Source organism: Rhizobium sp. LEGMi-198b (genome assembly GCF_054114205.1).
In genome coordinates this window covers 1-22,428 of the sequence record NZ_JBSYVH010000012.1, presented here as the reverse complement: position 1 = coordinate 22,428, position 22,428 = coordinate 1, and the positions used below count along the sequence as shown (strand labels likewise).

General features: G+C 57.0%; 29 protein-coding genes and 2 pseudogenes. 19 read left to right on the top strand and 12 right to left on the bottom strand.

The window, feature by feature from the left end; genetic code table 11:
• The first annotated feature begins 1 nt into the window (after position 1).
• The 8 genes from ACXHXG_RS30385 (at position 2) to ACXHXG_RS30350 (ending at position 6,838) form a co-directional block, all read left to right on the top strand.
• The gene (locus ACXHXG_RS30385) at positions 2-3,079 is read left to right on the top strand and encodes a phage tail tip fiber protein (protein ID WP_457901685.1); all 3,078 of its coding nucleotides are present in this window, start codon (positions 2-4) and stop codon (positions 3,077-3,079) included.
• 12 nt (positions 3,080-3,091) lie between these two features.
• Positions 3,092-4,318 carry an autotransporter outer membrane beta-barrel domain-containing protein gene (locus ACXHXG_RS30380; RefSeq protein ID WP_457901684.1) on the top strand — a complete coding sequence of 409 codons (1,227 nt, stop codon included), beginning with the start codon at positions 3,092-3,094 and terminating at the stop codon, positions 4,316-4,318.
• 1 nt (position 4,319) lies between these two features.
• A complete protein-coding gene (locus ACXHXG_RS30375) occupies positions 4,320-4,808 on the top strand; it encodes a hypothetical protein (RefSeq protein WP_457901683.1) in 489 nt (162 codons plus the stop codon).
• Between the two features lie 41 nt (positions 4,809-4,849).
• Positions 4,850-5,482: a hypothetical protein gene (locus ACXHXG_RS30370; RefSeq protein WP_457901682.1), complete on the top strand. Its 633-nt coding sequence runs from the start codon at positions 4,850-4,852 to the stop codon at positions 5,480-5,482.
• On the top strand, positions 5,482-5,772 hold the full coding sequence (locus ACXHXG_RS30365; RefSeq protein ID WP_457901681.1) for a hypothetical protein: 291 nt from the start codon (positions 5,482-5,484) through the stop codon (positions 5,770-5,772). Before ACXHXG_RS30370 ends, ACXHXG_RS30365 begins: the two co-directional genes overlap by 1 nt.
• Complete coding sequence (locus ACXHXG_RS30360) at positions 5,772-6,182, top strand: hypothetical protein (protein ID WP_457901680.1); 411 nt, start codon at positions 5,772-5,774, stop codon at positions 6,180-6,182. The genes ACXHXG_RS30365 and ACXHXG_RS30360 overlap by 1 nt, the downstream gene beginning before the upstream one ends.
• Positions 6,183-6,189: 7 nt before the next feature.
• The gene (locus tag ACXHXG_RS30355; RefSeq protein WP_457901679.1) at positions 6,190-6,423 is read left to right on the top strand and encodes a hypothetical protein; all 234 of its coding nucleotides are present in this window, start codon (positions 6,190-6,192) and stop codon (positions 6,421-6,423) included.
• 76 nt (positions 6,424-6,499) lie between these two features.
• Positions 6,500-6,838, top strand: a complete 339-nt coding sequence (locus ACXHXG_RS30350; RefSeq protein ID WP_457901740.1) for a DUF1515 family protein — start codon at positions 6,500-6,502, stop codon at positions 6,836-6,838.
• A 15-nt stretch (positions 6,839-6,853) separates the two neighbouring features.
• Here the strand turns inward: ACXHXG_RS30350 and ACXHXG_RS30345 are convergent, their stop codons facing one another.
• Positions 6,854-7,471 (bottom strand): hypothetical protein, encoded by a 618-nt coding sequence (locus tag ACXHXG_RS30345; protein WP_457901678.1) that lies wholly within the window; start codon positions 7,469-7,471, stop codon positions 6,854-6,856.
• Positions 7,472-7,640: 169 nt separating this feature from the next.
• Between ACXHXG_RS30345 and ACXHXG_RS30340 the strand changes: the two genes are divergently transcribed.
• Entirely contained in the window at positions 7,641-7,901 is a 261-nt protein-coding gene (locus ACXHXG_RS30340) for a DUF982 domain-containing protein (RefSeq protein ID WP_457901677.1), read from the top strand.
• Here the strand turns inward: ACXHXG_RS30340 and ACXHXG_RS30335 are convergent.
• The 3 genes from ACXHXG_RS30335 to ACXHXG_RS30325 all read right to left on the bottom strand — a co-directional run bounded on the left by ACXHXG_RS30335 (position 7,898) and on the right by ACXHXG_RS30325 (position 9,820).
• Complete coding sequence (locus ACXHXG_RS30335) at positions 7,898-8,146, bottom strand: hypothetical protein (protein ID WP_457901676.1); 249 nt, start codon at positions 8,144-8,146, stop codon at positions 7,898-7,900. The two genes, ACXHXG_RS30340 and ACXHXG_RS30335, sit on opposite strands and share 4 nt — an antisense overlap.
• Before the next feature lie 199 nt (positions 8,147-8,345).
• Positions 8,346-9,086, bottom strand: coding sequence for an SOS response-associated peptidase (locus ACXHXG_RS30330; RefSeq protein ID WP_457901675.1), 741 nt, complete (start codon positions 9,084-9,086; stop codon positions 8,346-8,348).
• A 2-nt stretch (positions 9,087-9,088) separates the two neighbouring features.
• Positions 9,089-9,820, bottom strand: coding sequence for a hypothetical protein (locus tag ACXHXG_RS30325; protein ID WP_457901674.1), 732 nt, complete (start codon positions 9,818-9,820; stop codon positions 9,089-9,091).
• Positions 9,821-9,995: 175 nt separating this feature from the next.
• Between ACXHXG_RS30325 and ACXHXG_RS30320 the strand changes: the two genes are divergently transcribed.
• Positions 9,996-10,220, top strand: a complete 225-nt coding sequence (locus ACXHXG_RS30320) for a hypothetical protein (protein WP_457901673.1) — start codon at positions 9,996-9,998, stop codon at positions 10,218-10,220.
• A gap of 146 nt (positions 10,221-10,366) precedes the next feature.
• Here the strand turns inward: ACXHXG_RS30320 and ACXHXG_RS30315 are convergent, their stop codons facing one another.
• The 4 genes and pseudogenes from ACXHXG_RS30315 to ACXHXG_RS30300 form a co-directional block, all read right to left on the bottom strand.
• Positions 10,367-10,816, bottom strand: a complete 450-nt coding sequence (locus ACXHXG_RS30315) for a hypothetical protein (RefSeq protein ID WP_457901672.1) — start codon at positions 10,814-10,816, stop codon at positions 10,367-10,369.
• A 392-nt stretch (positions 10,817-11,208) separates the two neighbouring features.
• The gene (locus ACXHXG_RS30310; RefSeq protein ID WP_457901743.1) at positions 11,209-11,859 is read right to left on the bottom strand and encodes a hypothetical protein; all 651 of its coding nucleotides are present in this window, start codon (positions 11,857-11,859) and stop codon (positions 11,209-11,211) included.
• 13 nt (positions 11,860-11,872) lie between these two features.
• Positions 11,873-12,079, bottom strand: a pseudogene (locus ACXHXG_RS30305) (STAS-like domain-containing protein); the annotation flags it as partial.
• Positions 12,076-13,149: a hypothetical protein gene (locus ACXHXG_RS30300; RefSeq protein WP_457901671.1), complete on the bottom strand. Its 1,074-nt coding sequence runs from the start codon at positions 13,147-13,149 to the stop codon at positions 12,076-12,078. The gene ACXHXG_RS30300 and the pseudogene ACXHXG_RS30305, both read right to left, overlap by 4 nt.
• Positions 13,150-13,471: 322 nt before the next feature.
• On the opposite strand from ACXHXG_RS30300, the gene ACXHXG_RS30295 reads away from it, so the two are divergent.
• The 4 genes from ACXHXG_RS30295 to ACXHXG_RS30280 all read left to right on the top strand — a co-directional run bounded on the left by ACXHXG_RS30295 (position 13,472) and on the right by ACXHXG_RS30280 (position 17,136).
• The gene (locus ACXHXG_RS30295; RefSeq protein WP_457901670.1) at positions 13,472-14,515 is read left to right on the top strand and encodes an IS110 family RNA-guided transposase; all 1,044 of its coding nucleotides are present in this window, start codon (positions 13,472-13,474) and stop codon (positions 14,513-14,515) included.
• 773 nt (positions 14,516-15,288) lie between these two features.
• Positions 15,289-15,801, top strand: a complete 513-nt coding sequence (locus ACXHXG_RS30290; RefSeq protein ID WP_457901669.1) for a hypothetical protein — start codon at positions 15,289-15,291, stop codon at positions 15,799-15,801.
• 216 nt (positions 15,802-16,017) lie between these two features.
• Positions 16,018-16,611, top strand: a complete 594-nt coding sequence (locus tag ACXHXG_RS30285; RefSeq protein WP_457901668.1) for a YqaA family protein — start codon at positions 16,018-16,020, stop codon at positions 16,609-16,611.
• Positions 16,612-16,626: 15 nt separating this feature from the next.
• Positions 16,627-17,136, top strand: coding sequence for a disulfide bond formation protein B (locus tag ACXHXG_RS30280; protein WP_457901667.1), 510 nt, complete (start codon positions 16,627-16,629; stop codon positions 17,134-17,136).
• A 103-nt stretch (positions 17,137-17,239) separates the two neighbouring features.
• Here the strand turns inward: ACXHXG_RS30280 and ACXHXG_RS30275 are convergent, their stop codons facing one another.
• Positions 17,240-17,797 (bottom strand): HNH endonuclease, encoded by a 558-nt coding sequence (locus ACXHXG_RS30275; RefSeq protein ID WP_104824507.1) that lies wholly within the window; start codon positions 17,795-17,797, stop codon positions 17,240-17,242.
• Between the two features lie 111 nt (positions 17,798-17,908).
• Positions 17,909-18,553 (bottom strand): DNA-3-methyladenine glycosylase family protein, encoded by a 645-nt coding sequence (locus ACXHXG_RS30270; RefSeq protein ID WP_457901666.1) that lies wholly within the window; start codon positions 18,551-18,553, stop codon positions 17,909-17,911.
• A 43-nt stretch (positions 18,554-18,596) separates the two neighbouring features.
• Between ACXHXG_RS30270 and gluQRS the strand changes: the two genes are divergently transcribed.
• The gene (gluQRS, locus tag ACXHXG_RS30265; protein ID WP_457901665.1) at positions 18,597-19,478 is read left to right on the top strand and encodes a tRNA glutamyl-Q(34) synthetase GluQRS; all 882 of its coding nucleotides are present in this window, start codon (positions 18,597-18,599) and stop codon (positions 19,476-19,478) included.
• Here the strand turns inward: gluQRS and ACXHXG_RS30260 are convergent.
• On the bottom strand, positions 19,443-20,375 hold the full coding sequence (locus tag ACXHXG_RS30260; protein ID WP_457901664.1) for a YihY/virulence factor BrkB family protein: 933 nt from the start codon (positions 20,373-20,375) through the stop codon (positions 19,443-19,445). The genes gluQRS and ACXHXG_RS30260 overlap by 36 nt on opposite strands.
• A 98-nt stretch (positions 20,376-20,473) precedes the next feature.
• On the opposite strand from ACXHXG_RS30260, the gene ACXHXG_RS30255 reads away from it, so the two are divergent.
• The 3 genes from ACXHXG_RS30255 to ACXHXG_RS30245 are packed head-to-tail and all read left to right on the top strand — an operon-like array spanning position 20,474 to position 22,122.
• Positions 20,474-21,307 carry an SDR family oxidoreductase gene (locus tag ACXHXG_RS30255; RefSeq protein ID WP_457901663.1) on the top strand — a complete coding sequence of 278 codons (834 nt, stop codon included), beginning with the start codon at positions 20,474-20,476 and terminating at the stop codon, positions 21,305-21,307.
• Positions 21,308-21,326: 19 nt separating this feature from the next.
• Complete coding sequence (locus tag ACXHXG_RS30250; RefSeq protein WP_283047667.1) at positions 21,327-21,530, top strand: twin transmembrane helix small protein; 204 nt, start codon at positions 21,327-21,329, stop codon at positions 21,528-21,530.
• Positions 21,531-21,543: 13 nt separating this feature from the next.
• Positions 21,544-22,122, top strand: coding sequence for a cob(I)yrinic acid a,c-diamide adenosyltransferase (locus ACXHXG_RS30245; protein WP_283047668.1), 579 nt, complete (start codon positions 21,544-21,546; stop codon positions 22,120-22,122).
• A 64-nt stretch (positions 22,123-22,186) separates the two neighbouring features.
• On the opposite strand, the gene ACXHXG_RS30240 is transcribed toward ACXHXG_RS30245, so the two are convergent.
• The gene (locus ACXHXG_RS30240) at positions 22,187-22,321 is read right to left on the bottom strand and encodes a hypothetical protein (RefSeq protein WP_260303174.1); all 135 of its coding nucleotides are present in this window, start codon (positions 22,319-22,321) and stop codon (positions 22,187-22,189) included.
• Here ACXHXG_RS30240 and ACXHXG_RS30235 point away from each other — a divergent pair.
• Positions 22,320-22,428, top strand: a pseudogene (locus ACXHXG_RS30235) (electron transfer flavoprotein subunit beta/FixA family protein); the annotation flags it as partial. The gene ACXHXG_RS30240 and the pseudogene ACXHXG_RS30235 sit on opposite strands and share 2 nt — an antisense overlap.

Genomic DNA, 22,428 nt, shown 5'->3' with positions numbered 1-22,428 from the left:
CATGAAACTCCTGATCCTTCTTCTCAATGTCGCCTGCTTCTGGCTGGCGGCCGATCCCGCGCATGCCGAGCCGATCTCGACGGCGATCGCGGCGATCTCGTCGTTTATCGGCTCGATCGGCGTTATCGGCAAACTCGTCCTGACGGTCGCCATCAACGTCGGCATGTCGCTGATCGAGAAGGCGACGGCGAAGAAATCCGACACGTCGACTCCGACAGGCGTGAAGCTCGAAATCACCATGGGCGACGATCAGCCCATGTCCTTCGTGCTCGGCAACTATGCGACCGCTGGACGCCGGAAATACGTCGGCACATGGGGCGACGACGGTAAGACGCCGAACGCCTATCTGACGGATGTCATCGAACTCGGCAACCTGCCTTCCTCCGGCCTGAATGGCATGTGGGCCGATGACCGGCACTGCACCATCCTGTGGGGGGAGCCGGCTGCGGACGGTCGCGGCTATCCCGTCTCCGAATATCGGGTCAACGGCAAGGATTACCTCTGGGTCAAGTTCGTCGACGGCACACAGACGGTCGCGGATGCCTTCCTGCGCACCAAGTTCGGATCGGATGCGGATCGACCGTTCAAGGCGACGATGATCGGCTACGGCTGCCCCTATGTCGTGGTGACGGCACGCTACAATACCACTCTGTTTTCCGGCCTGCCGAACTGGCTGTTCGAGGTCGGCTCGATCAAGCTCTACGATCTGCGCAAGGACAGCACGAACGGCGGTTCCGGCGCGCATCGCTGGAACAATCCCTCGACTTGGGAGCCGTCCCTCAACCCTGTCGTGATGGTCTATAACATCGTTCGCGGCGTCTATTACGGCAACGAATGGGTCTATGGCGGCCAGAACCTCGCCGCCTTCTGCCTCGCCGCGTCGAGCTTCATCGCCGGCGCCAACGCCTGCGACATCACCGTTTCGCTGAGCGGCGGCGGTACGGAGCCGTCGAGCCGGGCCGGGATCGAGGTGCACTGCGACCAGCAGCCGCTGGATACGGTCAATGAGCTGCTGAAGGTCTGCAACGGCCGTATGGCCGAGGTCGGCGGTATCTTCAAGATCCTGATCGGCGTACCGGGTGCTGCCGTCTATTCCTTCTCCGATGATGATGTCGTCGTCACGCAGGAACAGGATTATCAGCCGTTCCCCTCGCTTGGCGATACATACAATGCCATTGAGGCGACCTATCCGGAGCCTTCGGAAAAGTGGGCCACCAAGGACGCGCCGGGCCGATACTATCCGGATCTCGAAGCCGCAGACGGCAACCGCCGCCTGCCTGTGCAGATAGAGCTGCCGGCCGCGCCCTATGCCAACCAGGTGCAGCGCGTCGGCCAGGCGATGATCCTCGATTATCGCCGCTTCCGCACGCACCAGTTCTACCTGGCGCCGGATGCCTATCCTCTGGAGCCGAACGACTGCGTTTCCTATTCGTCGGCCCGCAACGGCTACAGCAACAAGAAGTTCCTGGTTGTCAAGGTCGCGCCGCAACGCAACTTCCTCGTCCTGGTGACGATCAAGGAAGTCGACCCGTCAGACTATGATTGGGACCCGAGCCAGCAGCTCCCGACCGCAGTCGGCTGGGTTGGCCCGATCACCCCGCCGGCACAGCCGATGTATGGCTGGCAGGTCGAGCCGGCGACGATCAACGACAGCGCTGGCGTACCTTGGCGCCCATCGATCAAGATCAGCAGCGCGCCGGATCAGGATGACGTCACCAAGGTTTGGGTACAGGTTCGCCTAGCAGCGACTGGCGACATTGTCTTCGACAGTGATTCCACCCGCTATGGTGAGCCCTATAGTTGGGTGATCAATGCCAACTTCAAGGGCAGCACTGACTATGAGGCAAGGGGGCGCTATATCCCGTTCTCGACGCGGCTGACGGACTGGTCCGACTGGTTGCCAGTCACCACGCCGAATGTGGTGATCACCGATCTGATCGTCGATCTGCAGCATGTGAAGAACGACATCCTCGACCGCTTCAAGGGCCTGCAACAAGAGCTGCTCGATGTGCGTCCGCTCGTCGAGCAGTTGATGATCAACACGCAGCTCTCCGATGCGGTTCTGGATAGCGCCCACCGCAACCTCGTGGCCTCGGTCGGACAGAGCAATGCGACCTTCAGCGAGAATATCCAAGTTGTCGCCGATGCAGCCAATGCGGCAGTCAGCCAGGTCACGACACTAACTGCAACTGTCGCCGATAATAAGGCACAGGTTGACGTTGAGGTTGCCGCCGTCACCAGCGTTGCCAATGCGGCGGCGGCACAGGCGACATCGCTTTCGGCGACGGTCGGCGATCTCTCAGCGCAGGGCCTCGTCAAGTTCTCGGTTGCTGCCGATCAGACTGGCGTCAATGCCCGCTTCTCGATTGCGCTCCGGACATCGACCGCAAATAGCTATGTCGAAAGCGGCATGTTTCTGGAGATCTACACCGTCGGCGGGGTGCAGAAATCCCGCTTCTCCGTCATGGCGGATCAGTTCAGCGTTCTCAATCCCGACAGCATCGGCACGTCCTATCTGCCTCTGGTGTTTCAGAGCGGTGTGCTGAAGCTGCAGAATGTCAAGGTCGAGTGGGCAGATATCGTCAACGCGAGCATCCAGTGGGCTCAGATCCAGAATGTCTCCATCACGAGCGCACAGATCCAGGATGCCGCGATCACCAACGCGAAAATCGGCAACGCGCAGATCACGACCTCAAACCTCGATTTCAACCAGATCACCGACACCACTACGCAGACCCGCACGGGCAACGGTCAGCCGGGCGGGGAAATCGTGCTCGGCGCGGCATGGGTGATCAATAATCCGAATCCGAACCCGGTCCTGACCTCCGTCAATATGCAGTTCACGATTCAGGCCGGCTCCGGTTCGTCCTATGTGCGCCTGGTGAATGACAGCACAGGCGCGGAGCTGGCGCGGCTGACCATCAACGCGCCGAGCAGCGGCAGCACCACGAACTCGGTGGCGGTCATGCTGATCGAGCCGAGGCCGGGCGCGGCCGGCAACTATCAATATTCGTTCCGAGCTTACTCTGGTGTGCAGATCGCAACCTGCACCGTCACGCAGCTCTGGTGGAAACGTTAAGGGCGAAACTTCATGACCACACCCTACACGACAGGCACAATCACTCTGACCAACGGTTCGGCCTTGGTCACAGGTATAGGCACGGCATGGGTTACCGCCCTGATCGCTGGCGGCACTATCTATGCTGAGGCCGCAGGCGGCAACGCCATGCCGATCCTGACGGTCACCAGCGATACGCAGATCACCGCCGCGACGAAATGGAAGGGTGCTACCGGCACCTATCCTTATGCCCTCGTCGTAGACACCGCATATGACCGGCAAGTGCTTTCCAATGCAACGGCACTGGCAACGATTCTGCAGCAGCTAAAGGCGACGGCCATCGCGGCACTGTCCGCTTTGACGCCTGCCGCCGACAAGCTCGCCTATTTCACAGGAGCCAGCACGGCGGCTTTGACGACTTTAACCTCCTTCGCGCGAAGCCTGCTTGATGATGCGGACGCCGCAGCAGCGCGCCAAACGTTGGGGGCCGTCAACAAAGCCGGCGACACAATGACTGGTGCGTTGACGGCTACTGCTTTGAATATCGATGGCGCAGCCGCCAGCGCAACACGTACATTTGCATTCAGAAGTGCGGGCGTCCTTCGCGCAATTCTTGGCCTAGACAACGCGGCGGAAAGCGGCAGCGCCGCAGGTGCAAATGGTTTTCTCAATACATATAACGACGACGGAAGCCTTCGCGACACGATCCTGAGTTGGGCGCGAGCAACAGGCATCATCACTCTCAAAAGCTTGGCTCTTGCGGCTAACGGCGCCATCAGCTTTGCAGGAACCGGCGCTGCCACCACGTTGACGAATTTGGGCTTCTCGGCCTTCATTAAGACGCTGATCGATGATGCCGACGCCTCGACTGCCCTGTCGACCCTTGGCGTCTCCGCCTTTGCGAAAACGATCCTCGATGATGCGAGCGGCGCGTCGGTATTCGCGACCATCGGAGCGACTGCGTCCGGAGTAATTACGGGTTACTCGGTTTTACCAAATAGCAAGAAGCACATGTGGGGGACGTCTGTCATCACGACGACGGCGACCGGCGATTCGACGATTGTCTTCCCAACCGCCTTCGGAGGCGGGCGGCAGGTCGTCGCCATCAATGGAGACCATGCAAATGGTGCCTCCTTGACGATTGCTGAGAATATCTCAGCAGGTCAATCGCTGTCGGGCTTTAACCTACGCGTCTACAACGGAACCGCCATCGTGCCCAATGCCACCGTTCGCATTAGCTGGCACGCAATGGGAGATTAATATGGCAGACATCATCATCCGCGCCACCATCAACGAAGATGGCTTTCCGACTGGCTTTTACACCTCGGACATTTGGCCGGAAGGCTATCCGGAGAGTACCGTCGAGATCAAGATAGACGAGTGGAAAGAATGCCTGGAGCACCAAGGAAGGCGAAAATTCGTTGCCGGACAGCTCGTCGAATATACCCCGCCGCCGCCTGTACCAACGCTTGCAGATTATACGGCGGCGATCGCCGGCATGCTCGATGTCAAGGCGAAAGAGCGGCTTTACGACAATGCGCTCTCCATCTCCACCTATGTCGGCAGCAGCAATGCGGCGTGGGCGGCCGAAGCGCAGGCCTTCGTCACCTGGCGCGATCAGATATGGGCCCATAGCTATACCGAGCTGGACAAGGTGCAGGCCGGTGAACGCGCCCAGCCGACTGTCAGCGAATTTCTTGCTGAGCTGGAAACGCAGTTTCCCCTGACTTGGCCCGACCCGGCCGCCTAATTCCTTTCAAAAACCCATCTCCCAAATCGAAGGATACTTTTATGGATCGCGCGAAGTTCTTCGCGGGAGCGCGCACGTCGTTGTTTGGCGGCCGGCTCTCGCAAAATCAGGTCAACGGCATGGATGCCATCCTCGACGCATGGGAGGCAATGCCGTTTGATAGCCGTTGGCTCGCCTACATGCTGGCGACAACCTATCACGAGTCCGACAATACAATGTGCTCCATTGCCGAGAATCTGAACTACTCAGCGGCCGGACTGCTTTCGACCTTCCCGAAATACTTCAATGCCGCACAAGCTGCCGCCTATGCCCGCGAGCCGCAGCGCATCGCAAACCGCGCCTATGCAAACCGGATGGGCAACGGCGACGAGGCGAGCGGCGACGGCTGGCGCTATCGTGGGCGCGGCCTGGTGCAGATCACCGGCCATGACAATTACGAGAAATACGGCATTGCTGATGATCCGGATAAGGCACTCGATCCCCACAGGGCGGTCGAGATCCTATTCGATGGCATGGTCAATGGGCGCTTTACCGGTAGAAAGCTCGCCGATTATTTCAGCGCCGCGGCGACCGATTGGACCGGCGCTCGCCAGATCATCAACGGCACGGACCGGGCCGGCGATATCGCCCTTTATGCCCGCAAGTTCGCCGCCATGGTCGAGGCGGCTCGCTGATGGCCAGGAGAAAGCATGGTGAACCGGCATGGATGTGGCGGCGCGTCATCATCTTTCCGGTTGTTGGCTGGGCCTGCTACCAGCTCCACATCCTCATCAACGCACCCGACACGCGGGTCAACGAGACGATCGCCTACGGCTGGATGATGCTGATCGGCATTCTCGTCCTTGGCTACACCGGCTTTGCGACCGTTCAGGATGTCATCGCAATTTGGCGTACCGGCAGGGCGCTCCCATACCGCGATGACAGCGAGCCGCCTTCAGACACTTCCGACATGGGGACGAAATAATGTTCGGCATCCTCGACTACCTCAAGATCGGTGGAGGGGCCGCGATCGGCGTCGTCACTACGTCGCTCTATTGGACCGGCCTGCCGATCCTCAACGACTATCAAATCCTCAAGAACATCCCGCTCCTCGGCGATATCGCCGTGGGGCATGTGCAGACCGTCAAGGACGAGGCGCTGCAAGGCTATGTGCTCAAAAGCGAGAAGAAAACCGCCGAAGCCAAGGCGGATGAGATGGAGCGCCAACGCAATGCCTATGCGCAGTCCTACGAGGAGCTGCGCAAGCGCGCCAATGCCGCCAAGAACACCAGGGAACAGAAAGATGCGAAGCTGCAGAAATCCATCGCCGAGGATACTGGCGACGACGGCGCTGTTTATACTGACGACGATATTAAGTGGCTGCAACACCACTGAAGAGCGATTGTCGAAGGCGGCGTCCGAACAGGGCAGAATCGCGGCCGGCGTCGATATCGGTGAGCTGCCGGATCACTGCCGCCAGCACATGCAGCGCGTCATGCCGCAGGTGGGCGACAAGGCTCGATGGTCGCAAAAAGCATGGGAGATTAATGCCGATGCGATCGACGATCAGATCGATTTCTGCGCGGCCTTCGATGACGATCGGCGGTCGAGGTTGATGCAGAGCGACGCACGATAGCTGAGGAGAGGTCGGCGCCTTGGTGCCGTCATTTCAATTGCGAATTCTATGAATGAGGGATGGAAAATTGACACCTGTGGAAGATGGTCTCATGCATCAGCAAATCGGCAATCTGACGGCAAAAGTCGACATGTTGATCGAGACTGCCAGGCGATCGGAGGAGAAGTCAGATGTCAGTCGCGCTTCGATGCATCGCAGAATGGATGAACTCGTCGATCGCGTAAGTAAGGTCGAAACGTCTGTAGTCACCGTTCAGGAAGACGTTTCCGAGATGAAGCCCGTCACCGATGATGTTAAGCGATGGAAGCTGATGGGCCTCGGTGCCCTGGGCGTGATCGGCGTTGGTGGCATGGCGATGGGCGTAACCTTCGCCGATGCTATCAGGAGATTAGGGGCCGTCATTCTTGGTAGATAAGCAATTTTCGGCATTCTATCCCGCATGCCGCATTCCATTTTCGTTGTCTGTTTCTTGCTGATATTGGAATGTGACTGCCGCGTTAGTAAGAGTCTCAAGAAGGTGGCTTTTCAGATCTTGATCGATATCGGTTGACCGCGGTCCCGTAAGAACCTCTTTACGCAGACGCCCAAGTTGTTCTTTGCCCCGATATACCACGTCCATCATTGCCGAGAGCTTTCGCAGCATGAACACCATTAGAAAAAATGCGAAAGCCATCAAGCCAAAGGCCATCATTTTTGGGGCTATCCAATTGTCACTCGATGAACCAGATGGCGCCAAACCTATCGAAATTGTGAAGATGGTGACACCAATGCCGTACATAAAATTTCCGACTACGAATAGTGTGCACCTAAGGATGAATTTATAAAGTAACTTTCCATCTCTACTTTGTTTTTCTGTGGTAATGTATTCGCCTATCCTTCTGTCTATCGAATTCATATAGCTTTTTCTTGAAAAATGCTGCGTATATGGCTTAATTTTCCAAACAAATATTCCTACAAAATATGGCGAGATGAAAGAAAGAATGGTAAAAGTCGGCGTTTTGGTGAACTCAGCTAATAGAGCCCATACGCCCCCAAAAAACTCTAGCAAGTTGCAATCTCCTTCCTTCTTCAGGCCAATCAATAACCTTCAATCAGTATCCATCTCAATCGGAAAATAAATAACACCGACATCGACATCGACATCGAAGTCTTATATTGAGCGCTATATGGGAACGACGTTACCTCTCGACTCTTATTGTTGCGGAGGAGAGGAAGAGATGTCGCGCCAATGGTGGAATGAGGACGTAACGATCCAGACTCGGATCGTCGGCCGCGGCGTAACGATCAACAGCACAGAGCGAGCGGCCGAGTACATGTTGAACGAGTGGCCGCGAGAACAGCGCGGCGAGGCTTTCCATGCGGCCAAGCTGGTTTTGATCGGTGCCCTAGAGGGGAAAGTTTCTGTCGACGACGCGCGTCGTGCCTTTATAGCCGCCGCCAACGAGGCGAACATATTTGTCTTCGAGCGAAAGCCTTAGACGGCCTTGACCCGCCGTCTGGCTGGCGCCGTCACCAATCGCCATTCGTCGGGACCGGCTTCATCATGAATATAGCTGAAGCGGCCGGTATGCTCCTCGCCAAGCAGGACATCGACGATCCAATCGACCGGCGCGACACCCGGTAGGCGACAGCCATCGAGCCACGCCGGTAGCTCGGCGAGATGCCCGAAACCAGTTAGCGGCTCCCGGTGCGGGCGGAAAACAGTCCAGATGTGTGCCATCATCTCGACTTTCCCGCGCTTGTCGATCCGCCTGCTTTCGGGCTCGGATATTCATCCCAACGATGCTCCCAGCAAAACCAGCGGGTTTCTCCGCGGCCGATATCATAGCCATGGCCGCCCCATTTGCTGCAGCCCGGCTCCCCGCAATAGTGCTCGAAATGAACCGGCGCGGGCGGCCTTTCATCCGTCTTCAGGTCGTCGCTCATAGTAATGTCGGCTCCGGATCGTCGTCGGTCGCCTCTTCGATCGGATCGATGATGTCGGGACGGTCATTCTTCGGCGAGCCGACATCCCTGCCGATCGGCCACATGGTCATCAGTTCAGCGGGGAATGGCTTCAGCAACTCGTAAGGATCGGATTCGGCAGAAAGCCAGCGTTCATAAAACTCCGGAGCGAGGATGACCGGCATGCGGTCATGGATCGTCGCCATCATCTCGTTGGGCTCGCAGGTGACGATCGCGAATGTCCTTAGGTCGAGGCCCGTGTCTGGATCTCCGCGGCTCGACCAGATCCCGGCGAGTGCAAACGGTTCCCCCGATTTCATGGCGATCGCATATGGCTGCTTGTTCTTGCCGGTCCCGTAAATGTCCTTCCACTCGAAAAAGCCATTGATGGGGATAAGGCAGCGCTTTGACTTGTAGGCGTGTTTGAACATGCCGCTAGTCGAGATGCCTTCCGCCCTGGCATTGATCGGCGGCGGTCTGCCGGTTCCTGCATCCTTTGCCCATGTGGGGATAAAGCCCCAACGCGCTGAGGCGAAGACTGGCCCCATGACGTCAGGCTCCTGCACGATCTCGCGGATGATGATCGGATAATCCTGCTGCGGCGCACCGTTATAGCGCGGGAACCTGTTGGCCAGTCCCTCAACATCGCCGGCGCCGGCAAAGGCGAAATTGTCGAGCAGTTCTCTAAGGGATGATCGGATATACACGCGTCCGCACATGATTAGGCTGCCTTCCTACCGTTCAGTCGCATGATCGCTTCATAGCATTTTTCGACACGGCAGGCGGCCTCCCGCGCGCCCCATTCCCAGCCCGCCGAAGGACATTGGCGCTCGGGCCGCTCCAGTGGCACATGTTCGACCAGCCAGAACCATTTGTCAGCCTGCGCGGTGTAGTCGAGCCTGAATATTCGGCCGAGACAGAGCGGCCCATCATACGCCACAAAGTCATCGCCCTTGTCGCCGGCCCACGTATGCCGCCACTTATAGCGCGTCCTCTCATCAGCCCCGATGCTTTCATAGCCCTTCCAGCCGTTGCTCTCGATCGCCTTAGGCGGCTCCGGCTCGCGCTCGATCTCGGTGACCGTGAAGTTGGAAAACACCATTGCTCGCACCTGATCGGCGATGAAGTCGACCACTTCTTCCTTTTCCTCCGTTTTGATGCTCGCCAGTTTGAAGGCTTCTTCATCGTTGATGTCGAGCAGGATTGCCTCGATCTTGGCGGCTATGGCCTCCGGTATCACCGCCTGCCCGCGCTCGGCGACGTTCACATGCCGCAAAATCTCCTTGGCCATATCCAAGGCAATGTATGGAATGACAGAGAGTTTCCGGCGTTTGCCAATGGCGTAACCGGCGAAATCGCGTCGGGTTTGTCGGCTCGTGCGCGCTATGCAGGAGGTCGCCACAAAGCGCAGGGTTTCAAATGCTGGTGTGAAGCGATGGATATCGCGCGGCATAGATCTTCCTCATTTCTCGTTTGCCGCCTTGAATGTTCTCATTATGTTCTTAGGCGGCGCAGAGTCAATCGTTCCTTGCCTCTCAATTGCCCAGACTCATATGGGCAGCAAACCCGTTGAGCTCATCCACTGATCCGCTACAGTCTTTGTGCTGGATTGTTTGGGGGTCGCGTTGATGTCAAAGGTATTTGAAGTTCTGAGACGACTTGATGATGCGAAGATTCATTATTTCATTGGCCGATACCGACCAGACACGATTGATATCACGGCCACGCTAGTGGGAGAGCGGATAGAGATTTCCGTCTTCGACGACGATCACATAGAGATATCCCGCTTCGTGGGAAACGAAGACGTTCTCGATGAGGAGGTGTTAGACGATATTTTGAGAGGAATCGGCTGATTGATCGGAGGCTCCACCATGGGTGCTTCAACGATCATCGCTGCGAACTCCGCCCCATCCTCAGGTGCGGACAGAACCAGCTTGCCCTGCCGCGCCATCGTTCGCCAAGTCGAAAGGCTCTGGCTGCCGTTCGCGTCTGGTTGCCCTCATTTATCGGGTTGGTCGAAAAGCCAAGACGTAACCCGAGCCTCCCCAGCTCGGACATCTTTGTAGGTAAAGTTGATCTTATTTAGCACCGTCTCGTCTTCAGTAGCAACCTCGAAGTATGTACTGTCGATCGCCCGGATTATCACCCAGGCCTTGTCCAATCGCGTGGGTGCCAAACCGATGAATTCTCCCCAAATAACCTGCCGCGTATTCTCGGCTAAGGCTGCCAAATCAGAACCCAAAAGCTGAGAATTGTCGTGCGCCAATCTCTCAAGTTGCTCGCCGCCTTCGCCTGTAGCCTCAAACCATTGGTACCCAGGTTTGGATGACTTGACCGTCGAAACAATCCAGCTTGCTTCCAAGGACTGAGGAGCCAAAAGCCGCAGCAAGTCTCTCAAATCAAGCGCGAGAACATGTTCTCTGAGATCGTAAATCCTGAGTGTCGCCATCGCGTGCCCCAAAACCAATAGCTGGCATAGGCAGCGACATTTCGTCAACATGGCCTAAAGCTCGATCGCCACCAGAAGAGAGCGCCGCGAAGGCTCGCGCATAACGCCCGCAACAACGAAGGCCGTCGCCACGCAGTCGGACAAGGTCATGCTGCCGTCTCCGGATTTCGGTGAAGAGAGTTTTACAGCCCGATCTGGATTATTGCCTTTTTTGGAACAGAAACGGACCAGTTTTACATTGAAGGTTATGTTTTATCGGCAATAGATCGAGCTTCCCAAGCTGATGCTTCTGTCCAGATGCAATGTAGAGGCTTCTTTCGCGGGCCGACAGCCGTCACCTTGCTGTCCTGACCCCCAACACACTGGCTTTATTCGCTCGGCCGTTCTTCAAACTAGGATTTAAAGTCAATCGCAAGTCTCTCCGGAATTCGGCGTAACACTGCAAAGAAATTTATCAACAGGCGTTTAAGCGAAATAATATCTTGCCTGCATGTTCTGAGGACATGAATAAGCTGCGCCGCTGTATCCTGAATGGAAATCGCAATTACCGGCTCAATTTTTCTCGATGCGCTCTCAAAATTCTGCCCTGTCGCGACGTCGAATAGCTCCCTCATCTTGGCCTGGTATAATTGGCCGTTCTTTGCGCAAGCCTCGGTCATCCTCTGGTACAACAAGGTAGTGGCGGCGTGCGCTGCTCGAACCTTTGCCGCTGCCGCAATCTCTTCGTCTACAGTTGCGGCCGCCGCCTTCAACCAATAGTCTCTCGCCGCATCGCAGAATTTTTCGATGTCCTTAATATGCTCATTTACAAGCGCGACATCTTCCGATCTGGCGACACGATATTGCTGTAGTACCCACGTTAGAAGTGCGCCTAAAACAAGGAAGAAAAGTTTGTCTAGATCGTCAGTGCTAATGGGTAGCAACGGTCTCGGTTCTTGCGTCTTGAATATAAGCGTTAATGGAGTCTCTAAAAAAGAGCAAATATGGTTTTGTACATTTGATTTCCAGAAGAGAGCTAAGTTGCTCTCGTGTATAAAGTCCATGCCTAACTAAACCCCCGAACGCTTCTTCTAGAAAAGAAGAGCCGAATGACCGGACTCCGTCAATATCGACTATCACTTTGCCCTTTGGGTGTGATGAATTAGCTTGTGCGAGGGCAGGCTCCAGCAGCGTCCTTCGAAACAGCTCACCATTATAGGAACTGTCCGCCTCGAAGCGGCCAGATGGATAAGTGTTAAATTGGGTTGCGACATCGATAATCATGTGAAGCTAACTGATGCGGCAGGGTTAAGTTCCACCGTCCACTCTATCAGGGTGCCACCGAATGAAAAGGGTACAGCACCAGAGCTAAAACGTCCATTGGAATCGCGTTTGCACCATCCTCCGCGGCTATAGACAGTCATGGCGCCAACGCCGGCCTGCTCGATAACTTGAATCATTTGGGGCAGCCCTTTTCCTCTATGCCTTTGGTCCGTGCGTGACCCGCCATATTTCATTGCCGCTCGTATATATATGCCGTCGTTTTCATATTCAAATTTCGGCTCACGTCTAAGTGTGCGCCGAAGGTATTTTAGTACTCGCTCTAGCCGGTCGATCCGCGGATAGGTGTACGGAATGGTGACGCCTTGATCATAAAGGACGACAGTTAATGTGTTTTTACTTCGATCTGCAGTTGCCGCCACCCATAAGCTGTTAATGTGCGGGTAGGGTGGAATGAAATCTTCGGGGTAGGCATGGTTCGTCACGTTGCTCATCGCCTCACTCAATGCCGTAAGGAAAGGGATGATTATGTCATCAGGGATGCGCTGGACTGGATTCAGGAAAGTGCCAAGTTGCTGAAGGGCAACGTCGACCTTAGCTAGGTCATCAGCATTCTTTGTGCTGACGATCCGCATCGTGCGTGTATCGCCTTCTTCAATAATTACGTCGTCGCGGTTAGCGATGAAGCCAACAATTTCAAAGAATCCGAGCTGCGCCAGCTTCCGAAAAACCTGTTCATTCCAGAGATGCAAATTTACGGTGGGCGGCACCTCTCCGTCTACTGCTGCCAATCGCTCAAACTCTGCTGCGAGGACAACTGCCGCAGCGGTGGAAATATATGTCGGATAAGAAAAATCTAGATACCCAACCAGCCTGGGGAGCTTGCCCGGCCCTTTCGACCGATCGACTAACTTGTTCTTCGCCTTGTGTGTGCGCTGCGTCGAATCCCGAATTCTGTCGAAGAATTTCAAGCTTTCATTCATATTATCTTTGAAGCACAACTTCTGTGGCGGCCGCTCTGGCCGTGTCATTGAAATGGCATCTTCAGGATCGCCACCTTGCCAGATCCGCACCTTATGAACGCTTCTGCTTCTGGGTGTGCGAAAGCGATTCGACCATTTAGACCAGGGCCTACGTCGATTTTTCCGCCATACTTCATTGGCGGCCCGCCTCATGAGCCGCTTCCGTCCCGCGCTAGTCAGTCTTTTCAAGTTTCGGCACCAATCGATTTCCAGCAACCTTAACGGATTCGGGAAACTGACAGACTGCACGTACAAGTCAACATATGATCCTCACAACCTGATGCCGGCATCAGAGAGATGACGAGCTTATCGCGGAACTTGCGATTTGCGCCGATACTGTGCCGGTTGTTCATCCATCATCCGGAGATATGTCATGAAGGAAGTTGCGACCATTGGATTAGATATCGCGAAGAATGTCTTTCAGGTTCACGCGGCCGACGCCGTAGGGGCGACAGTATTCAACCGAAAGCTACAGCGGTCAGAGGTTCTAGGCTTTTTCCATGACTTGCCACCGTGTCTTGTAGGCCTTGAAGCATGCGCGTCCGCGCACCATTGGGCGCGGAGCATTCAGGGGGTCGGCCATGAAGTTCGCCTCATTCATCCACCGTACGTGAAGCCGTTTGTAAAGCGGGGCAAAACTGACGCCGCTGATGCAGAAGCTATCAACGAAGCGCTAACGCGGAAGACGATGCGCTTTGTGCCAATCAAATCGATCTCTCAGCAGGCACTCGCGATGTTGTTTCGCACTCGTAGCTTGCTGGTGCGTCAAAAAGCTCAATCGGTCAACGCGCTACGTTCCCATCTAGCCGAGTTGGGCATAGTCGCAGCGAGAGGGAGAGCAAACGTTCCGTTTCTATCAAAGTTTGTACGCGAGAGCGGCCCGACGCAGCTACCTCCACAGGTGTGTTTGGGCCTTGAGATCGTTGTGTCGCAGATCGAACGGCTGCAGGACGCGGTCGAGCAGATCGAGCGAGAAATCAAAACACAGGCAAAGCGTGACCGAGACATCGACCGATTGACGACAATCCCCGGCGTCGGACCAACAACTGCGGTCGCAATCAAAGCACTTGTTCCCGATCCGTCTGGTTTCAAATCCGCACGTCATTTTGCGGCTTGGATAGGCCTAACACCGAAATCCCATTCAAGCGGAGAGAGCCGCGTGCTAGGCCCCGTTTCACGAATGGGAAACAGGCAGCTCCGCTCGTTGCTCGTTATCGGCGCGATGGCGGTTCTTAGTCACGTCAACGAAGCTGACGGCAACGCAACGTGGATTAGTCGCCTCAAGAGGCGTCGCCCATTTATGGTCGCGGCCGTGGCTGTCGCCAGCAAAACAGCCAGAATAATTTGGGCACTGCTCAGGAAAGGTGGCGTGTTTGTTCGGCCGCCGGGCATCTCGCTTCTCGACAGGTCCATATAACCGACAAAAGACTGCCGCGTAGCGGCCAACAATGGGGCATCATATCGAGGACTGCAACAAACCGATACTCAAGCAAACAGCACCGAAAATTTCATAGAGTGATCAAATCACGACGATTTGTGAGGTCTTTGCTTGGCGAACTTTACTTTGGCCGCGTCTCCAGCACGCAAGGCCGCGCAGATGTTGGCAACGGTCCGTGCATTGCGTCTTCGATAAGTGTCCCGGACTGGCCGATCCACAACTCGGATCGGTCAGTCGCTCACGCCATCTGGGTCCCTTTTGCGGCACTCTCTGCCTCTTCCCTATCAAGGGGGAGCTTAAGCGACTTTCACGAGCGAAATGTGGGGATTGGTTGAGACGGTCCAGCACTACCAACGAACTATGCCGTCTACATTTGCGGGACATGTGAAGCGAAATGCATAGTGATTTGCCAGGGCTATGGCTTGCCCCACCATTGGCCAAGATGTTGATCTTGCTTATTTGTTGAATTTCGGCATGGGGCACCACTTTAAGCGCGGCTCGTTGAAATCCTAGATTAGGAGAACGATGAGTACTGTACGGCCTGAGTTCACCTTTATAAATAACGAATAACGCAGGTTTTCGGTTGCTCCGTCGCTCGAACCGTGACGAACTCGGCTTATTTTTTGATGCCGGTCATAGGCGCTAACTTTAAGTGAGTAAAAGCTCAACACAGCTTTCAGAGTATTGCGCTTTCATCCCAGAACCGGTTGATCTATATCTGGGACATACAATCCTTGAGGGAGGCGCGCTGCATGATCAAAACAATAAAACGTATTTCCGTTCTTGGCCTTGTATTGGTCCTTTCGGCATGGAGCTGCCTTGCGGAGGATATTCCCGCATCCTGGCGGAAAACCATGAGCAATGACCCTTCCACAAATTGGTATCTGTCGGAAGCCATGAAACGTATGCCGGATGCCGATGCGGAAATCCTGCGAATCTACAAGTTGGGCGGCATTATCGGCACCATGTGTAAAGATGCCAAAGTCAACACTGCCACTGGGAATCTATTTTTGAAGACTGCCGGTTACGGGAAGATAACAGGCGACAAGTATCGAGAAGCCGCATTTCTGGTGGACGATCGTTTTAAATTTTTCAATTATCGGACTCTCGCACATCTGTGCGCAGGGGGCGATTATATGTTCGGACCCCAGGGGCACTTACTTCCGAACTTAGTCATCGGCAACAAGGGAATACCTAACCTCTCTTATGATCCCAGGAACCCATTTATCATTTTGCCGTCCATATCGACCGCGCCACATGGATAGGGCGCAGCTATTCGCAATCTGCCCAGCATAGAATACCGCGACCATTGACTACCGCGTTTTTATCGGAAGTAACCACGGTTCCGGGCATTCTCTCCGGCCTCAAAAGCCCCAACCATCACGAAAAATTTTGATTTTGTGCGTCTTCCGTCATCCCCCGACCATTTACAGCCATAATCCTCCCCCCTAAAGGTGCGCAACGCAGCAAAAGGGGGCAGAATGCTTCGTAGACTTTACGACTGGACCATGTCGCTCGCCCGTCGCAAATCGGCGGAAGTTTGGTTGGCCATTATCGCCTTCGTTGAAAGCTCGATCTTTCTCGTGCCCGCCGACGTCCTGTTCCTGCCGATGTCTTTGGCAAAGCCCGAACGCGCCTGGCGCTATGCGCTGACGGCGACGGTTGCTTCCGTGCTCGGCGGCATTGCGGGCTGGGCGCTCGGCTATTACGCCTTCGAGACCATCGCCAAGCCGATCCTGATCTTCTACGGCAAGCTCGACGCCTTCAACCAGATGAGCGCCGGCGTCACCTACGGGTGGGTCGTTCTGCTGCTCGTCACCTCGGGCCTGGCGCATCTGCCGCCGATCAAGGTGGTCACCATCCTTTCCGGCGTCGCCCATATCGATCTCGGCCTGTTCATCATCTCGGCCATCGTCGCCCGTGGCGCCCGCTTCTTCTTCCTGGCCTTTCTGCTCCGCCGCTATGGCGAATCGATCCGGCATTTCATCGAGAAGCGTCTCGGCCAGATCACCATGGCGGCCGCCGCCGTCCTCATTCTTCTCTATATCCTCTTCCATTATGTCCTGGCGCACTGAGCACGGAGCCCTTGCATGTCTAAGACTTTGACTTCTCGCGCCGGCCTCACCTATTCCGCGCTGCTTGCCATCGGCATGATCATCGTCATCGGCTCGGCGCTCGGCTTCCAATATATCGGCGGCTATATTCCCTGCGCGCTCTGCCTTGAGCAGCGCCAGCCCTATTATTATGGCATTCCCGTCGCGATCGCTGCCGCTCTGACGGCAGCCCTCGGCCTGCCCTCCTGGATCACCCGCGCGCTGCTGGCCATTGCCGGCATCATGATGGTGGTCGGCGGCGGCATCGGCGTCTATCACGCCGGCGTCGAATGGCATTTCTGGGCCGGCCCGACGACCTGCTCCACATCCGCCAGCAGCATCACGCAGAACGCCGGCGACCTGCTGAATGAACTGAGCACGATCAAAGGTCCGTCCTGCACGGAAGCCGCACTCCGCGTCCTCGGCTTGTCGATGGCCGGCTGGAACGTGATCGCCAGCGTTATTCTGGCGACGATCGCGTTTATGGGCGTGAAGAAGGCTGGTTGATTGAACTGAGACCCGTCAGGCGAGCGAACGGCTGCCGCAGCTACGTGCCGTGCATATAAGCGCGGCAAAGCGGAACTCGCCCGAGCTTCCCAGGCAATCAATTTTACGGCTGCAGTTCCGTATCCCAGTAGAGATAGTCGAGCCAGCTATCGTGCAGATAGTTCGGCGGGAACAGGCGGCCGTTATTGTGCAGGTCCTGCACGGTCGGCTGATAGGGCTTTTGCGCCGGGAACATGCCCGCCTGCTTCGGCAGCTTGCTGCCCTTGCGCAGGTTGCAGGGCGAGCAGGCGGCCACCACGTTTTCCCAGGTCGTTTCGCCGCCATGGGCGCGCGGGATGACGTGGTCGAAGGTCAGATCGTCATGAGCACCGCAATATTGGCATTCGAACCGGTCGCGCAGGAAGACGTTGAACCGGGTGAAGGCAGGGTTGCGGGAGGGCTGAACGTAGGTCTTGAGGCAGACGACGCTTGGCAGCCGCATCGAGAAGCTGGGCGACGATACCGACTGATCGTATTCAGCGATGATATTCACACGGTCAAGGAAAACCGCCTTGATCGCGTCCTGCCAGGACCAGAGCGACAAGGGGTAATAACTCAGCGGCCGATAGTCAGCGTTCAGCACGAGCGCTGGCAAGGACTGCGGTGAGACTGCAATCGTCAAGGAACCCTCCTGATCGATTCGGCATCTGTATCTGTATATTAGGCCGGTTGTTACAGGATTGTGAAGTCCAATAAATTCAGTGCATAGCGGCCAATCCATGAGGGCAGCCGATCAATCGATAGGCAGCGCCTCGCGGCGGGTTTTGACGGCGTAATAGGCCCAGAAGAGCCGGGCCGCGACCGAGCGCCAGGGCATCCACACCGCCGCTTCCCGGGCCAAGGCCTTGGGCAGGGGCCTGACATCATGCCCAAACGCCATGCCGACGGCTGCCTGCAAGGCAACGTCGCCGACCGGAAACACATCTGCGTGACCGCAGCAGAACATCAGATAGACCTCCGCCGTCCAGGGGCCGATTCCCTTGATGGCGGTAAGCTCGGAAAGCGCCTTTTCCGGGCTTTCGGCACTCAGCGAATGAAGATCGAGGCTGCCGCCGGCAACTGCTTCAGCGACGCGGTGAAGCGTCTCGTGCTTGATTCGCGAGAGGCCGAAGGTTCGCCATGCCTCCAGCGCCAGGCCGACATAGCCCTCAGCGGTCACCCGACCCATCCCAGCGATCATCTTCCCCCAGATCGCATCGGCGCTCGCCCGCGACACGACCTGCGACACGATGATATGGGCAAGTCCCTCGAAGCCCGGCTCGCGCAGGCGCAGCGGCACGGGTCCCGCCTCGGAGACAATCTGCCGCAGGCGCGGATCGAGCTCGACCAGCGCCGCCAGCCCCTGCCTGATATCGTCTTCACCGCGGATGATGTTCATGGCTTCTCGTAGTCCGGGATTAAAATTCGTGGCAGAAGAAAGCATGATCGCGATTCCCCGTCAAAAGCCGATATTCCGCTTCGCGCCGAGCCCGAATGGCCCGCTGCATCTCGGCCATGCGCTGTCGGCAATCCTCAATCACGACATGGCGAGAGAGGCCGGCGGCCGTTTCCTGCTGCGCATCGAAGACATAGATCAGGCCCGTTGCACACCCGAATTCGAAGCGGGCATATTTGCCGATCTCGCCTGGCTCGGCCTCACCTGGGAAGAACCGGTGCGCCGGCAATCCCTGCATTTTCCGGCCTACCAGACCGCCCTGCAGTCGCTCATCGCCCGCGGCCTCGTCTATCCCGCCTTTCAGACGCGCGGCGAGGTGAAGGCACGGGTTGCAGCCGGTGAAGCTCGGGGAGACCCATGGCCACGCGATCCGGACGGCACGCCGCTCTATCCCCCCGACGACCGCCTGTGTAGCGACACAGAGAGAAAGCGCCTGCTCGACGCGGGCCTCAAGCACGCCTGGCGGCTCGACATGGAAAAAGCCATCGCCACCGTCGGGGCGCCGCTTCATTGGCATGAAAACGGCGATGGCGAGACGGGCGAAATCCCCGCCGATCCCCGCGCCTGGGGCGACGTCGTGCTGTCGCGCTCCGATGCGCCGTCGAGCTATCACTTGTCCGTAGTCGTCGACGATGCCGCGCAGGGCGTCACCCATGTCGTGCGCGGTCTCGACCTTTTTCACGCCACCTCGGTCCACCGCCTGCTGCAGGCTCTGCTCGATCTGCCGCAGCCGCTCTACCATCACCATCGGCTGGTTCTTGGCGAAGACGGCAAGAAGCTCTCCAAGAGCCAGGGCGATACCGGCATTGCCGAATGGCGCCGGCAGGGCTGGTCACCTTCGGAGCTTCGTCGCCGCATCGGCCTCTGATTGTTTGTCTGCCTCTTGTCTAATCGCTTCGGGGGCACCCGCTCCCTTGCCGAAGAGCATGCGCCGCACCTTGAACTTCATCAGCGCCGCATTGAACTCCGCGCCGAGGATGAAGATCACCGCGAGCATGTAGAGGAAGACGAGCACAATCATCACCGAGGCCAGACCGGCATAGGTGGCCGTGTAGTTGGCGAAAGTCGCAAGGTAATAGGCGAAGATCAGCGCGCCGAGCGACCAGAAGAGCAAGGTCAGGAACACGCCGGGGATGACATCGAACAGCCGCCGCCGCCCCGCCGCCAGCCACAGATGCAGGATCAGCAGTCCGGCGAGCAGCAGGAAGACGGTGCCGTAGATGCGCCAACTGAAGACCACATCCAGGATATCGGCAAGCCGCGGCACCCACACGCGCGTATAGTTCAGCACCAGCGGCACGGCGACCAGCATGATGCTGAGCATGGCAAAGATCAAAACCGCCATCAGCACATAACCGAGGCTTGCGAGACGGTTGAAATACCAGGGCCGGTTTTCCGGCACGCGATAGGCCCGGTTGAGCGAGATGCGCAATGCCTCGACGCCATTGGAAGCGAAATAGGCGGCCGCCAGCACGGAGATTGTCAGCAGCCCGCCGCGCGGAATGGTCAGAACCTGCACCACCTGATCCGCCACCGGCTTGGCGATCGCCTCCGGCCAGGTATCGAAAATCAGATGCACCGCCGTCGAGGAAAACTGGCTGGCGCCGAGGAAGCTCGCAAGTGCCGTGCCGAAGATCAAAAAGGGAAAAACGGCCAGCAGCGTCGAAAGCGCCACATGGCTTGCCATCGCAAAACCGTCATCTTCGACGAAATGGAACACCGCGTCGTAGACGACCCTATAGAGCGTACGAACGAATGTCGGCATTCCATCTCCGCTTGAGCCCGGTTCTCGTCCGCCGGTTGTCGATTGTGTCGGGTCCTTGAATATGGGAAACGTCTCCGCGTTTGTACAGGAATCATTCCATGGCAGATCAACGCATCATCATCGTTACGGGTTGCTCTTCCGGCATCGGGGCTTTCTGCGCCCGTGCGCTGAAGGCCGATGGCTGGCGGGTTTTCGCGACCGTGCGCAAGGAGGCGGACCGCGCCTCCCTCGAGGCCGAGGGGATCGAAACGCTGCTGATGGATTATACCCAGCCGGAAACGATCTCGGCTCTGGTCGCAACCGTGCGCGAACGGACCGGCGACCGCATCGACACTTTGTTCAACAACGGCGCCTATGGCCAGCCGGGCGCGGTCGAGGACCTTTCCACAGATGTGCTTCGCGAACAATTCGAGACGAATTTCTTCGGCTGGCACGAGCTGACGCGGCAGGTAATCCCGCTGATGCGCAGGCGGGGCCAGGGCCGCATCGTCAATGTCTCCTCCATTCTCGGCCTGATCCCCTATCGTTTCCGCGGCGCCTACACGGCCTCGAAATTCGCGCTGGAGGGCTTGACGATCACGCTCAGGATGGAGCTGCAGGGCAGTGGCATCCATGTCAGCCTGATCGAGCCCGGGCCGATCGCCACGCGCTTTACCGCCAATGCGCTCGCCAAGATCAAGGAGCATATCGATCTCGAACATTCGGTTCATGCGGTCGAATACCAACGGCAATTGGCGCGGCTGAATGGCACAGGCCCGGTCAACCGGCACAAATTGGGACCCGAAGCGGTCTATGACGTGTTAAAATCTGCGTTGAACGCCAAAAATCCCCGCCCGCATTATCTTGTGACCACCCCTGCAAAACAGGGCGTTCTTCTGAAAAGGCTGTTGCCGGCTAACCTTTTCTATCGTCTGATGCGCCGGTTGGATTGAAAGACGAAGGCCCGAAGCAATGTCTACCGTTACCTATATCGCCGCCATTATCGTCATGGGCCTGGTCGCAATCGTCCTCATTCGCGGCCTGCTCAACATGATGAAGGGCGACAATCCGAATCTCTCCAACCGGTTGATGCAGCTTCGCGTGCTGCTGCAGGCGATCGCGGTCATCCTGATCATGCTGACGCTGTGGCTGACCGGCGGCGGCCGTCCGACCTGACGGCGGGATCACAATGGTCAAGCTCAACAAGATCTACACCAAGACCGGCGATGACGGCACGACCGGCCTCGTTGCCGGTCCCCGCCGGCTGAAGCATGATTTGCGCGTCGAGGCCTACGGCACGATCGACGAAACCAACTCCATCATCGGCGTTGCCAGGCTGCACACCGCCGATATGCCTGAACTCGACGCCATGCTGATGCGCATCCAGAACGATCTGTTCGACCTCGGCGCCGATCTCTCGACGCCGGAAACGGACGAACCGCTCTCCTACGAGCCGCTGCGTATCATTGACGGCCAGGTCCAGCGCATCGAACAGGATATAGATGCGCTCAACGCCGGTCTCCAACCGCTGAGTTCCTTCATTCTGCCTGCCGGCAGCCCCGCTTCCGCGCATCTCCACCTTGCCCGCACGGTCGCGCGCCGCGCCGAGCGGCTGATGGTGGCGCTTTCACGCAGCGAAGGCGAGCGCGTCAGTCCCGCGGCTTTGAAATACATCAACCGCCTCTCGGATTTCCTGTTCGTCGCTGCCCGCCATGCAAATGATCAGGGGCGCGCTGATGTGCTGTGGGTTCCGGGGAAGAATCGATAGTGACTCAAATTATTTGAGCAGCATTCAAGGATATTGACGTTGACGTAAGCGTCATTTATGTCCCTCAGGCAATTTGCCATTCTGCGGCATGGAAGCGTTGAAATTGGGGGAAAAACGCGTATCCATGTCGCCATTCGACAAACGGAGCGGCGCTGAACAGGCCATGTTCTTGAGCGCAGTGTTGAAGGAAGGTTTCCATGAAGATTCTCGTCCCGGTGAAGCGGGTGGTTGATTACAACGTGAAGATCCGTGTGAAGGCGGATGGCACGGGTGTCGAGCTTGCGAATGTGAAGATGTCGATGAACC